This is a genomic window from Ktedonobacter sp. SOSP1-52, from assembly GCF_016587395.1.
The window spans coordinates 1,883,663-1,896,841 of record NZ_BNJH01000002.1; the positions used below are offsets into that span (position 1 = coordinate 1,883,663).

General features: G+C 55.6%; 8 protein-coding genes. 7 read left to right on the forward strand and 1 reads right to left on the reverse strand.

The window, feature by feature from the left end; all coding sequences use genetic code 11:
* The first annotated feature begins 241 nt into the window (after positions 1 to 241).
* From JMJ16_RS23620 to JMJ16_RS23630, 3 genes are all read left to right on the forward strand, one after another.
* A complete protein-coding gene (locus JMJ16_RS23620; protein WP_201385479.1) occupies positions 242 to 817 on the forward strand; it encodes an NB-ARC domain-containing protein in 576 nt (191 codons plus the stop codon).
* The gene (locus JMJ16_RS23625; RefSeq protein ID WP_201385480.1) at positions 751 to 2,625 is read left to right on the forward strand and encodes a tetratricopeptide repeat protein; all 1,875 of its coding nucleotides are present in this window, start codon (positions 751 to 753) and stop codon (positions 2,623 to 2,625) included. The genes JMJ16_RS23620 and JMJ16_RS23625 overlap by 67 nt, the downstream gene beginning before the upstream one ends.
* Before the next feature lie 439 nt (positions 2,626 to 3,064).
* Positions 3,065 to 5,608 carry a DNA polymerase domain-containing protein gene (locus JMJ16_RS23630; RefSeq protein ID WP_201385482.1) on the forward strand — a complete coding sequence of 848 codons (2,544 nt, stop codon included), beginning with the start codon at positions 3,065 to 3,067 and terminating at the stop codon, positions 5,606 to 5,608.
* An 8-nt stretch (positions 5,609 to 5,616) separates the two neighbouring features.
* Here JMJ16_RS23630 and JMJ16_RS23635 read toward each other — a convergent pair whose 3' ends face one another.
* The gene (locus JMJ16_RS23635) at positions 5,617 to 7,152 is read right to left on the reverse strand and encodes an APC family permease (RefSeq protein WP_201385486.1); all 1,536 of its coding nucleotides are present in this window, start codon (positions 7,150 to 7,152) and stop codon (positions 5,617 to 5,619) included.
* A 792-nt stretch (positions 7,153 to 7,944) separates the two neighbouring features.
* Here JMJ16_RS23635 and JMJ16_RS23640 point away from each other — a divergent pair.
* The 4 genes from JMJ16_RS23640 to menB all read left to right on the forward strand — a co-directional run bounded on the left by JMJ16_RS23640 (position 7,945) and on the right by menB (position 13,122).
* Complete coding sequence (locus JMJ16_RS23640; RefSeq protein WP_201385488.1) at positions 7,945 to 9,444, forward strand: isochorismate synthase MenF; 1,500 nt, start codon at positions 7,945 to 7,947, stop codon at positions 9,442 to 9,444.
* A gap of 59 nt (positions 9,445 to 9,503) precedes the next feature.
* Positions 9,504 to 11,324, forward strand: coding sequence for a 2-succinyl-5-enolpyruvyl-6-hydroxy-3-cyclohexene-1-carboxylic-acid synthase (gene menD / locus JMJ16_RS23645; protein ID WP_201385490.1), 1,821 nt, complete (start codon positions 9,504 to 9,506; stop codon positions 11,322 to 11,324).
* 28 nt (positions 11,325 to 11,352) lie between these two features.
* Positions 11,353 to 12,207: a 2-succinyl-6-hydroxy-2,4-cyclohexadiene-1-carboxylate synthase gene (gene menH, locus JMJ16_RS23650; protein ID WP_201385492.1), complete on the forward strand. Its 855-nt coding sequence runs from the start codon at positions 11,353 to 11,355 to the stop codon at positions 12,205 to 12,207.
* A gap of 96 nt (positions 12,208 to 12,303) precedes the next feature.
* On the forward strand, positions 12,304 to 13,122 hold the full coding sequence (gene menB, locus JMJ16_RS23655) for a 1,4-dihydroxy-2-naphthoyl-CoA synthase (RefSeq protein ID WP_201385494.1): 819 nt from the start codon (positions 12,304 to 12,306) through the stop codon (positions 13,120 to 13,122).
* Positions 13,123 to 13,179: the final 57 nt, after the last annotated feature.

Sequence of the window (13,179 nt, forward strand, 5' to 3'; positions counted from 1 at the left end):
ACAGGAGTAAGTTGTGTCTGGTGGACTGGCTCCGCCAGTCCACCAGACACAACTTACCTTCTTTTTGATTTCGTGGGTGTTTTTTGCGTCAATTAAAGCAGAGAGGCAGGCTAATTTTTTACGGTATTTTAATGGGCTTTTATGTTATTATAGATATTATGAAGTAGACTCTTCTCGTACATTACAGGCAAAGGCTGACTGCCCGGCTCCTTCGCGGCACCTGGAGGAGGTTTCCCTCTTTATGCAACACAACACATCGAAAGCTCAGATGCACTCGCCACAAGCGTCCTCGCGGCTGCACCGTCTGTCCTCCGTGCCCACACGCCCCCTTCCTATTTTTGATTCCGCGATCCCGCGCCAGCCGAGTTCCCCCTTGATTGGACGCGCCAACGATCTGGAGCTGCTTAAGCAGCATCTATGGGAGGATGGCAATGCCTCGCTTACCACACTCAACGGATTGCCTGGCATCGGAAAGACAACGCTGGCCATTACCCTAGCCTATGATGAAGAGGTGCTTGAATCTTTCGCGGATGGTATCCTCTGGGCAGGCCTGGGTCCGAGCGCCAATATTCCTAGCATCTTGAGCCGTTGGGGCCGCCTGCTTGGTCTCTCCCTAGCGGAGCAGAGTGTAGACTATGCTGCCTGGACCAGGGCGCTCCACGCCGCCATCGGCTCGCGCCGCCTGCTGATCATTATTGACGACGCCTGGTCGCTTGAGGATGTGCTTCCTTTCAAGATTGGAGGGCCACATTGCGCGCACCTGGTGACCACGCGCTTCCCACCGTCGCCGCGCATTTCGCAGTCAATGGACCATTGACGCTCCCCGAGTTGAATAAAGAGGAGAGTATGCGCCTCCTGCGTCATCTCGCGCCAACCGTTTTTCGTCATGATTCTCATAAAGAGAGTGACCTTGTCCAGGCTGTGGGCGGTCTCCCCCTGGCCCTGACCCTGATGGGCAACTACCTGCGCAAGCAGGCCAACCATAGCGATACGCAGCATATTCAGAACGCTATTCAAAGCCTGAGTAATACCAGACAACGCCTGGAATTAAGTGAGGCGTACGACGCGGATTTAGAGCCGGAGCCGGGCGCGCCAAAACTGCGCTCGCTTCAGTCGGTGATCGCTATTACAGATCGGCAGCTCTCCTCAACGGCTCGTGCCGCGCTCTATGCGCTCTCTATTCTGCCACCCAAGCCACATAGCTTCTCTGAAGAGGCTGCGCTCACTGTCGCTGACTGCGATCCCGCTACGCTTGATGTGCTTATTGATGCAGGTCTCCTGGAGTGTAGCACCAGTGAGCGCTATACACTACACCAGACCATCTCCGACTACGCGCGTGCTCACTTAGAGGAGTCTGCGCCCTACGCTCGCTTCATCGCTTATATCCTGGATTATGTCGAGCAGCATGAGAAAGACTACGAGCTACTTGAGGGTGAGAGCGCGGTTACCCTGGGTGCACTCGACGCCGCCTATGAACACCAGTACTGGGCTGAACTAGTCAAGGGCGTCTGTGCCTTCGCCCCTTTCCTGCTCATGCGTGGCTCATATGCTCTTGCCCATACTCATCTCCAGCGTGCTTACCAGGCCGCGAATATCCTTCAGGATCGTGACGGCATCCTCAATACGCTGCTCCAGATCGGCGAGATCGCCTATCGCCTTGGCGAATATACTCTCGCGCACTCAACCTATCAACAGGGCATAGAACTGGCGCGGCGCTGGAATAACCGTCGCTATCTCTGTGCGCACCTCACGGGCCAGGGCTGGCTCGTCTGGAAGCGCAGCGATTATAGCAGCGCCGAGTCCTATCTGCGTGAGGGTCTCACTATCGCCCAGCAGGATAACTATCCCGAGTATCTTATCGAACAGCTCCGCGTGCTCGGCTCCATCATAGCCAGTGGTGGCGACTATAACCGCTCCGAGGTATATCTACAGGAGGCGCTTAGTCTCGCCCGTACGCAGGGGGACCGCGAAAAGGTCAGTCGCCTCTATCTCAGCATTGGTGTGACTTATGCCGAGCAGGGCCAGAATGAGAAGGCCGAACACTTCCTCAACGAAGGTCTTAGCCTGGCACGCCAGATCGTCCACTGTGAACTCACTATCATCTTCTTGCTCAATCTCGGAACCCTGGCCTATGAGCAGGAACATTATGAACTGGCCGAGACACACCTCCAGGAAGGCCTGAAGCTGGCACAACACTTTCACCTACGCGAATGGATTGGCATCCTTCTCATTAATATTGGTGAAATGAAGATCAAGCAGGGAACGTACACTCAGGCAGAAGATTTTCTTGTACAGGGCCTTAAAGTCGCGCAAGAAATTGGCTCGCCGCGCATTATCGCCTCAGCGCATAACCTCTATGGCGAACTCTACCTGCATCTCGACCTGGTCGAGCAGGCCTCGACAGCCTATCAGCACATGCTCACGACCCTCCCCGAGGGCGACCACGAGATGTATATCCTGGGGCAGTATGGCCTGGCACGCGTAGCCGCCGCGCAGGGCGATATTACCGAAGCGCGCCGCCTCGGCGATATCTGCCTTGCAAGCCTCGTCATGAGTGGGCACCGCAAAGAGGCCGAGGTCCGTACCTGGCTTGCCTCCCTCTCCATGCCCTCCAATCCCCTCTAAACAAACACGAAAAGCTACCGATAACACCGGATTGTCGCGCAGTTGAGAGTCCCAGGAGATGGAGCGGGCGTTGGCGTTTCAAAATATTGTAATGGGCGCCCCGTATAGGGGAGCGAGCTGGCCGCGGCAAACATAAGTAAAATACCTACCGCCAGCAACAAAAATGTCATGCTTACAACGAGCATGCCAGAGCGAGGCGAATACTTCATTGTGTTCTCACTAACCTTCTTAAGCAGGCATACACACAGCAAATAAAATAGAAATATAATACCCTGTTGATTAAACGCGCAAACATCCACTTTGTCTACATCCTCTGTTCATTTAGCTGCCCCTTACTCTAGAAAAGCCCTCTACAGCCTGAACGGGGGGTATGGTATAATAGCTTCTAGAATAGGCGTTCTTGCTTTTGTCAACCACGCAATGCAAACCGAGAGGTGCTATGGCCACAGGAGAAACAGTGCCGTCCACAAACCCAGAAACCCGGCAATCTACAGTAGTCGCCCAATCTCCTATGCAGGATCAGCATACAACTGATGAGAGCTATCTCTTTGGTTGGGACCCCATACCGGGCATTGTCTCTGTCTGGGCGCATCGGGATGGGCGCGCTCTCATCTGGCGGCGCGTGCGAGAGCAAGAGAGTGAACAAGTTGTTTGTCTTCCTGACCGCTTCCGCCCCTGGCTCTTTGCCACAACCCTTGAGGACCTGGCTCACCTGGGTTCAAGCCTGCTTCCACATGAAAGTGTTCCCAGGACGCGGCATGCTATCTGGTTCCGTGAGCTTGATGGCCCACCTGGCTCTTACCGCTATCTCCTCTCGTCCACGGATGGGCGTTTGCTAGAACGTGAGATCCTCTTTGGCGCGTCCCATCGCCTCAAATACCAGGTCAAGAGTCTTGCCGAAACCGACCTGGAACATACCTATTACCGCGTGGGGGCCGTCGAGCAATACCTTATGAGCACAGGGCGCACCTATTTCCATGGCATGAACTACGAGGACCTGCACCGCCTGCAATTCGACCTGGAGACGACCTCGCTCGATCCACGTCAGGGACGCATCTTTCTCGTCTCCATTCGTGATAGCCGTGGCTTTACTAAGATCCTGGAGGCGCCGCAAGTCGATGACGAGCCCCAGTTAATTCAGGAGCTTTGCCAGATTATCCGTGAGTGCGACCCCGATGTGATTGAAAATCATAACCTCTTTGGCTTCGATCTCTCGTTTCTCAGCCGCCGCGCACTCGTGCATGAGATTCCCCTGGCTATAGGACGCATGGGGCCAGCAGGCTACCATGCTATACTTGAGAGCCGCGAAGAGACGCTGGCCGTGGGTCCCGAGGCTCGCCACCGCATACGCTACACCGTGGCCGGGCGCGAGTTGATTGATACACTTGATGCCGTACGCCGCCATGACTTCGTCGTACGCGACATTCCCAGCTATAGCCTGAAAGAGGTCGCGCGCTACTTTGGCATCGCCTCGCCCCAACGTGTGTATATCGAGGGAAGCGCGATCTATGATACCTATCGCCAGCAGCCAGAGAAGGTACGTCGTTACGCCCTCGATGATGTCGATGAAGTGGATGGACTCTCACGCCGACTCCTGGGTGCCCCCTTTGCCCTGGCAGCCATGGCCCCACGCCGCTATGAACGGCTCGCCTCGGCAGGCCCCGCCATGGGCATCCTCGAACCTATTCTCGTGCGCACCTACCTGCGCGCCGGAACCGCGCTTCCCTGCCAGGCCGATTATGCCACGAACAACGCCGGTGTCGAGCCACACGCGGGTGGTGCCGTTCACCTCTTCGCCAGCGGAGTCGCCGAGCACATCGTCAAAGCCGATGTTGCCTCGCTTTATCCTTCGCTCATGCGTACATTTCAGATTGGTCCCGCCTGCGATCGCCTGGGAGCCTTGCTCAAAATCCTGGCGCGCCTCACAGATCTGCGCCTGGCCCACAAGGAGGCCGCACGCCTCGCCGACCCCACCTCTATTGAGGGGAACCACCATAACGCCACGCAAGCCGCGATGAAGATTCTGATCAACGCCGCCTATGGCTATATGGGGGCTGGACAGATGGCGCTCTTCGCCGATCCGCAGGCTGCCAACGAGGTCACCAGCCGTGGGCGCGCAATCCTCTCACAGGTGCTGCGCGCATTGGAGACGCGCGGACTCCTACCCATCGAAGCCGATACCGATGGCGTCTATTTCGCGGTCCCTCAGACCTGGACGGACGACAAAGAACGCGCCCTCGTGGCTGAAATCGGGGCCGAGCTACCCGCGGGCATCCGCCTGGAATATGAGGGGCGCTACCGTGCCATGCTCAGCCACGAGGTCAAAAACTATGCCCTCCTGACCTATGATGGCAAGCTCATCGTGCGTGGCGTAGCGCTGCGTTCGAGCCGCTCAGAACCCTTTGGTGAGCGCTTCCTACGTAAGGCCCTGAGCTGTACGCTTATGGGCGATATTCCTGGCGTGCGCCAGGCCTTCCTTGAAACCGTCAATGCCCTGCGCAATCGCCAGTTCTCCGCCGTTGATGTGGCAACCCGCGTGCGCCTGAGCAAGAGTCCCGCGACCTATCGAACATCCCGCAATTCACATCAGGAGCCGGCTTACGAAGCACTCTTAAATGCTGGCCGCAACGAGTGGCTACCAGGAGAGCGTGTGCGCTTCTACAAGGGGCGAGGACAGCGACGCTACATCTGGCTTCCAGAGGAGGCAGCCGAGGAGAATACCACACCGCAACACTGGCGACAACACCAGGCCTCGGAGAAGCAGTCTTCCCCCAAACAACAGGTGCGCCAGGATTACGATGTAGAGCATTATGTGCAAATGCTGGTCACCTCCTACGCCGCGCGCCTGCGTAAAGCCTTCGCACCCGAAGATTTTGAGCAACTTTTCAGCCTCAACCAGCCCGGCCTCTTCGATCTCTATGAGCGCCCAATCGAGAAAATTCGCCCCCGTCTGGAGCGTGAGACGACCAGCATCAATCTCTAACGGCCCGGCTAGCTATCACGCAATAATTCCCACCTGGCTTCGCTGTGCGCGATCATACTAATATTGATGGCAATCACCAGGCATACGGCTGTGATTCCACCAACCGAGACGATCCAGATATCACCCCGGATCAGAGATGACCAGGGATAGGCAAAGGTGCTCACAATCGTTGCCAGGCAGGTAAGCAGCCCAACGGCACTAATTAGTAAGAGCACGGGGCGAGGCAAGATTTTCTGCTGCTCTTGTGCGGGCCGCCTCTTCCCCAGGAAGAGGCTGAAGAGATTTATAAAGTAGAACGCCGTCGCAATGGTCCAGATGATCGTCAGTACCGCCGAAAGCATGGCATAGATGCGGGGGACCAGCATGGTTGTTGTCCCCAGCTTTACCACATATGGCAAGACCATAAACACGACAACGACTACAAGCACGGCCGCGGCTGTATGGAAACGTATCGCAATCACTGGCTGTCGATGCCGATTAAGGTAGACCATCTGCCGGGGAAGAAAGCGGTCCGCACCGGCCACAAACAGTAAGCGCGCCGAAGCTCCGATATAAAAGACAATTGTTGCCAGGCAAGAGAGCAAAGTGATACTTGCGACGACACTTCCAGCCCACGAGCCAAAGACCACATCCATGACATGAATGCCCGCAAATGACGGTACTGCCTCCTGCAGGACAGCGCGTCCGAGCACAATCAAAATGGCAAAGGGAACCAGAAAGTAACAGGCAAACACAATGGGAGTCCCACCAAAGAGGTGGGCCAGTACCATACGTCGCTTTTCCCTCCCTGCTTCACTCCTCAATTCACCCGCCATATTCAAAGGTCCACTCGCGCCGATAAAGCTCAGAGTGACCACACTAAAGAGCGAGAAGTTATCGGGGGTAATACGCCAGGAGGCTCCATCTACCAGATCTTTCTGCAAAGGGTGCCCACTCCATAGCCATAAAGCGGCCGCAATGACAATACCTAGCACCGCCAGCAAGAGAGCCAGGGCCGAAATATTGATCATGTTGAGGGCGATACGCAAACGCCTGGTACATAAGAAGGAGCCTACCAGCAGCAAGCCAATCATCACACATCCCTGCTGCCAGGGCTCTGTAAGCCAGTTCTTATTTAAGCCTGCCAGGATGGTGACAAAGGCATTGGCGGCTGTCACTGGAGCCAGTACACCACTGAGCCAGTAGCATAGTCCGACAAAGAAACTCCAGAAGCGGCCTAAAGCGTGATATGTCCAGTTATAGAGGGAACCTTCATGGGGATAGGCTATGCCTAGCTGCGCGGTCGCAAGCACACAGGGAAGAAAAAAAGCCACCGCACCCAGTACAGTATAGGTCAGCGCCACGACGCCACCCGAGGCCTGCAAAACCGCGTTTGTAATGAGAAACATGGCCACAATATAGCATGCCAACAGGTCCCGCCCACCAACAACAGAGGGCATAATTTTGGGGGCATATTGCTCGGAAGGCAACGCTCCCTGGTCTCTCGCCTCTACCTCGCGCTTTGCTCTCCCTTGAACCACTTCAACGTTTTTTGAGGCCTGCATCACTTCTCTCCTCAACCTCAACTTCCAACACTGCCAGCCACCAGCCCACTTATTCCTCCACCCATCGTTTCTACATGCTGGCTTTTTTTCTCGTATATTTCAATGTATACAATGTTGTGTCTTATATTACAATCCTTTAGGCATTAAAAATTACTATTATCCTATTATAGATGCGATAATTTACACAAGCAACAGAAAATCAATCTACACTACACCAATCCAAAATCTGAAAATAACTTACCCTGTGTGTAAGTTCGATGAAGCTGCCCTGCAGGCTCCTGGGACTCCATTGGTCGCATCTCTCCGGGCGTGCTATAATACTACGGGTATTGCTTTCTGGCTGCCAACTCCTTCAGAGCGCCGTCGCCACCAAACAGCCCTACTGGCCATTTTCTGGTCCTGCTACAGGACTACTGGCTTTGATCTTTTCCACTTGCATAGCTACCTGCTCTATTGGTAGCTACATGTGAGTCGAATAAAATATTAGAGATTATCAAGATTATCTTTATTAACCCATGCATGCCTTATTGAGCACGAATGCCACAGGTACCACGCGATGGGCTGCGTGAGCTTCTCACAGCCCATCTTTATGGCACTATGCTCTGCTTGCGCGTATTCATCCTGCCTTCTCTGCTCAAAAAAAGACACTATATTGGCATATCATACATGCTCAAATATGACTATAAGCACATCTATTGTATATGCTGTGCAGTATGCATAGCGGCTAGCGTGCTTCCCTGATCACAAGGGCAACTATCAACAGAGAACTATGCCACGTTGGAGACTCGGATTATGGAGACTGTCTTTACAGATAGAGCAACACCACATATTCATAGCACACACCCCTCCTGGGTGCTTGCTTGTGAGCGAACACAGCTTCTTACCCTCTTGCAACAAGCGGCAACACGCGCCCAACAGCAGCAGCAAAATATCTTTACGGCCCTTACGCTCCCCGTCGAGTCGCGCGATGCCTTACATATCTTTAGCGCCCTTCAAGTCCTTGAGTTGGGCGAGCGTTTTTTCTGGGAGAAACCAGCTAGCAATGAGGCATTAGTCGGCGTCGGAGCCGTCCTGACCATTGCAGCCGACGACACTGACCGCTTTGATGTGGCGGCGCGGGCCTTGAGCACCTTTCAGGATACCTGCCTGGTCGCCACTACAGTTCCTATGAAACATGTCCCGGCTCCGGCTCTCTTTGGTGGCTTTGCCTTCGACCCACAGCGTCCGGGCACACAACTCTGGCAGGGCTTTCCCGCTGGCCTACTTACTCTGCCCCAACTACTGTATCGTCTCGATGACGACCAGGCCTCGCTCTCTATCCATGCCTGTATCCGTCCGCAGATGACCGAAGATGACCTGGAGCAACAGGTCACAGAAACACTGGCCCTGCTGCAACGCTTAAGCGCCATCGTTGAACACTTCCCATTCCAGCGTTTGCAAGAACTCAGCACCCAGACCACGTCCATGCCCAAACATGAAGTGCTGCCCGCTCAGCAGTGGATCTCGATTGTCGCTCAGGCTGTAGAGCAGATGCGTCAGGGAGCCTACCAGAAGATTGTCTTGGCTCGCGCGGTCGAGGTGCTTCATCCAGAGGGGTTTTTCGATGTTGAAACTACGCTCTATCGCCTGCGCCAGAGCTATCCTGATACCTTCGTCTTCGCTTTACAGCGTGGGAAGCACTACTTTGTAGGGGCAACTCCAGAACGCCTGGTAAGTGCACAAGAGGGCAGGATGCGAACCATGGCCCTGGCTGGTTCGGCTCCCCGCGGGCATACGCCTGCAGAGGATGAGTATATCAGTCAGCAACAGCTCTACGGAACCAAGACTCGCCAGGAGCACCAGTTTGTGATTGATCTCATTCGTGAGTCCTTGAGTGAGCTGTGCAACCAGATCGAGATTGGGGAACAGCCCCATGTGCGTAAGCTCAAGAATATCCAACACCTGGAGACCTCGATTGAGGGGCGACTCAAGCCCGGTCATAACCTGCTGGAGGCGGTCGCGCGCCTGCATCCTACGCCAGCCGTTGGTGGCTTACCACGCGAAATCGCGCTCAAAGAGATACGAGACCATGAAGAGCTTGATCGAGGATGGTACGCGTCTCCCCTGGGCTGGATCGATACCAGGGGCAACGGAGAGTTCGCGGTCGCCTTACGCTCAGCCCTGCTTACAGGCGCCAAAGCGACTCTTTTCGCAGGGAATGGGATAGTCGCTAGCTCTGATCCCGAAGCGGAGTATACTGAAACCAATTGGAAGTTGCCAGTGATGTTACGCAGCCTGGGAGATGAAGAGTAAGCAAGTCTCTATTAAAATAGTCAAGCTGACGCAGTAGGGAGGAAAACGTAGTCAATCTTATGCAGTCACAAGAACATCTCCGTCCACAGAACGCAACCTATGCCTATGTCGGCGCCTTCGTTGAGGAGCTGGCACGAGCAGGCGTTCACCACGTGGTCTATTGTCCTGGTTCGCGCTCTACACCCCTGGCATATATCTTTGCTCAATCACCTCACATACGCGCCTGGCTTCACGTCGATGAGCGTTCTGCGGCCTTCTTTGCTCTCGGCCTGGCCAAAGCGCTGGGGGAGACGGTGGCGCTCTTCTGCACCTCCGGTACAGCCGCGGCAAACTTCTTTCCTGCCGTGGTTGAGGCCCATCTGACCCATGTTCCGCTCCTGGTCCTGACCGCCGACCGCCCACATGAGCTACGAGAGAGCGGCGCCCCCCAGGCTATTGATCAGAATCGCCTCTTTGGCACGCATACAAAGTGGTTTATGGATGTCGCGCTGCCAGAGGCGAGCCAGCCAGCGCTCCGTTATATTCGAGCGCTCGCACATCGAGCGAGCGCTCTGACACACGCCACGCCCGCCGGTCCTGTTCACCTGAATATGCCCTTCCGCGAGCCACTCACACAGGACCCACAGCCTGGAGCACCGCTCCCACCACCAGAAGAACGCCTGACCACCGCCTGGCAGGGGCGCGATAACGCACTGCCATATACAGCGGTCCATGAAGCGCCATTAGGACGCTTGCCAGAGGCCACGCTCTCTATGCTGGCTGCGCGCCTTCAGCAGCCTCGCGGCCTGATTGTGGTTGGCCCAGGCACCGATCCTACCCTGGCAAGCGCGCTCATCCCACTGGCACAAAAACTGGGCTATCCTATTCTGGCTGATCCTCTCTCGCAGCTACGCTGTGCGCCTATCGATCAGCAGTTAGTGCTCTCCAGCTATGACGCCTTCCTGCGACTCAACACCTTTGCTGAACGCTACGAGCCTGAGGTGGTGTTGCGCTTTGGCCCTATGCCGGTAGCAAAACCATTCTTGCTCTACCTACAACACTATCCCAGCTGCCAGCAGATCGTGATTGATGGACAGGGAGACTGGCAGGACCCAACCCACCTGAGCAGCATGATGCTTCACACCGAGCCCGCTGCGTTCTGTCGGGATCTTCTGGCTATGCTAATCGATACAGAGGCACCAGAAAGCTCTTCCTGGCTCGCAGCGTGGCAACAGGCCGACCAGCTAACACGTCAGGCATTACATACCGCGATTCAGGATTTCGCCGAACTCTTCGAGGGGCGCGTCTTCACTGAGCTAGCGGAACTGCTACCCACAGAGGCAACGCTTTTTGTAGGCAATAGCATGCCTGTGCGCGATCTGGATACCTTCTTCTGGTGCCAGCCACGTCCTATACGCGTCCTTGCCAACCGAGGAGCCAACGGTATCGATGGCGTGATCTCAAGCGCATTAGGAACCAGTGCCGCCAACGCGGTGCAGGAGCAGCCAGTGCCGACAGTGCTGGTGATTGGCGACCTGTCGTTCTTCCATGATCTCAATGGGCTTCTAGCGGCACGCCTGCATAAGCTTAATTTGACGATTGTGCTGGTAAATAATGACGGGGGCGGCATCTTCTCATTCCTGCCTCAGGCCGCGCAACCGGCACATTTTGAGGAACTCTTTGGCACTCCGACCGGGCTGGATTTCGCGCCCGTGATTGGGATGTATGGAGGGCGCTACTGCCTGGCGGAGGATTGGAACTCCTTCCGCCAGGCAGTCACTACAGGTATAGACCAGGGCGGATTACATGTTGTAGAGGTACGCACCGAGCGTGCAAGTAATGTCGCAATGCATCGCCAACTATGGCAGGTAGTTGATAAGGTCCTCAAGGACCTGGCATAAGCAGAGCAGAGAGGGAGGTAGACACGGTATGGGCAGTACACTACGTATTATGAGTCTGAGACAGCTTGCTGTGGATGGTGTGCACATGGGGGCGGTGATCTATGGGAAGCCACAGCATCCCCCCCTGGTCTTGCTGCATGGCTTTACCGGGAGCGCCCTCTCCTGGAGCCCACTGTTCGCATCGCTTTCTTCATATAACGTCAAACTGATCGCGCTTGATATGCTGGGACATGGCCAGTCTGACACCCCCAGCGATCCAGCGCGCTATACTATGGAGCACTGTCAGGAAGATATTCTGGAGGCGCTCCGCCAACTGGATGTCCAGCCAGGGACAGCTATTCTGCTTGGCTACTCCATGGGCGGTCGGATCGCGCTCTACAGCGCCTTTTCTGGCTTCTTCCGCGCGCTCATCTTAGAAAGCGCCTCGCCAGGGCTGGCTGACAGCGAGGCGCGCCTTCAGCGCCGAACAAGTGACGAGGCGCTCGCAAAACGGATTGAGCGCGAGGGCATTCCGGCCTTCGTTGACTACTGGGAGAAACAACCACTCTTCGAGAGCCAGCAAAGGTTACCAGAAGAGGAGCGGGATGCCATCCACCAGCAACGCCTGGACAACCAGGCGACGGGTCTGGCAAATAGTCTACGTGGAGTTGGCATTGGCTCACAACCGGCACTCCATGCACGCCTGGGCGAGCTCGACCTTCCCACACTCTTGCTCACAGGCAAATTGGATAGCAAGTTCTGTGCCATCGCGCAACAGATGCAACAAAAATTGCCTCGTGCAAGCTGGCATATCATTCCTGGAGCGGGCCATGCGCCCCACCTGGAGCAGCCTGAGCGCTTTGTTGCCCAGGTAGGGAATTTCTGTACCCAAGTGTTATCATAAGGGATAAAAGAGCGAGCAGGCGCGATCCAGTATGTATTGCGCTTGCTCGCAGAGCATATCTCTTTGATATATAACTTATTCGAAGGAGAATATACCATGTCTTTGGATTGGCAGAAAGTCTGCGACTATACCGATATTATCTTTGAGAAGACCGAGGGCATTGGCAAAATCACCATCAATCGCCCCGAGGTACACAACGCCTTTCGCCCACGTACCCTGTTTGAGTTGATTGATGCTTTTAGCCGTTGCGGCGAAGACCCAGAGATTGGCGTCGTTATCTTCACAGGTGCCGGTGGGCGTGCCTTCTGTTCAGGTGGCGACCAGCGCGTGCGTGGCGAGGGCGGCTACGTTGGCGAGGATGGCGTTCCTCGTTTGAACGCCCTGGAGTTGCAAAAGGTAATTAAATACCTGACCAAGCCCGTCATCGCTATGGTCGCGGGCTACGCTATTGGCGGCGGGCATGTCCTACATCTGCTCTGTGACCTGACCATCGCCGCCGACAACGCCCGCTTCGGTCAGACCGGTCCTCGCGTGGGCAGCTTCGATGCCGGCTGGGGCGCGACCTACCTGGCACGCGTCGTTGGGCACAAGAAGGCCCGTGAAATCTGGTATCTGTGCCGCCAGTACAATGCCCAGGAAGCCCTGGACATGGGCCTGGTCAACACAGTCGTGCCCCTGGAGAAGCTTGAAGAGGAGACTGTCCAGTGGTGCCGCGAAATTCTGGAGAAGAGCCCCATCGCGCTGCGCTTCCTCAAGTCTGCATTTAATGCTGATACAGATGGGCTCGCCGGCATTCAAGAGCTTGCAGGCAATGCCACCATGCTCTACTATATGACCGAAGAGGGCAAAGAGGGGAAAAACGCCTTCCTGGAGAAGCGCAAGCCCGATTTCTCGAAGTATCCACGCCTGCCCTAAGCCAGCTACACGACCAAGAAGCTTCATGCGTGCAGCTACCAGCAATCAATCTGGTAG